Origin of the sequence: Nocardiopsis sp. MG754419, from assembly GCF_018207095.1 — a bacterium.
GTDB lineage: Bacteria > Actinomycetota > Actinomycetes > Streptosporangiales > Streptosporangiaceae > Nocardiopsis.
In genome coordinates this window covers 1-318 of record NZ_QOCZ01000436.1, presented here as the reverse complement: position 1 = coordinate 318, position 318 = coordinate 1, and the positions used below count along the sequence as shown (strand labels likewise).

The 318-nt window shown below is 69.2% G+C and carries 1 protein-coding gene; it reads right to left on the bottom strand.

The genetic code is table 11. From position 1 onward, the window contains the following. The coding region (locus DSY14_RS28445) for a hypothetical protein (protein WP_211719646.1) at positions 1 to 259 on the bottom strand (259 nt) is incomplete at its 3' end. Between the last annotated feature and the right edge of the window lie 59 nt (positions 260 to 318).

Below are 318 nucleotides of genomic sequence, written 5' to 3'. Positions count from 1 at the left end.
TTCCTTCGAGCGTCGTGATGACCGTGGTGGTCGTTCGCACGAGCGTCGGGATGACCGCGACCGTGGTGGTTTCCGGGGTGACCGGGACCGTCGCGACGATCGCCGTCCGCAGGGCCGTGACGAGCGTGGCGGCCGTCCGCAGAGCCGTGACGACCGTGGTGGTCGTTCCTATGACCGTCGGGACGACCGTGGCGCGCGGTCCCACGACCGTGGTGGTCGTTCCTTCGAGCGTCGTGATGACCGTGGTGGTCGTTCGCACGAGCGTCGGGATGACCGCGACCGTGGTGGTTTCCGGGGTGACCGGGACCGTCGCGACGA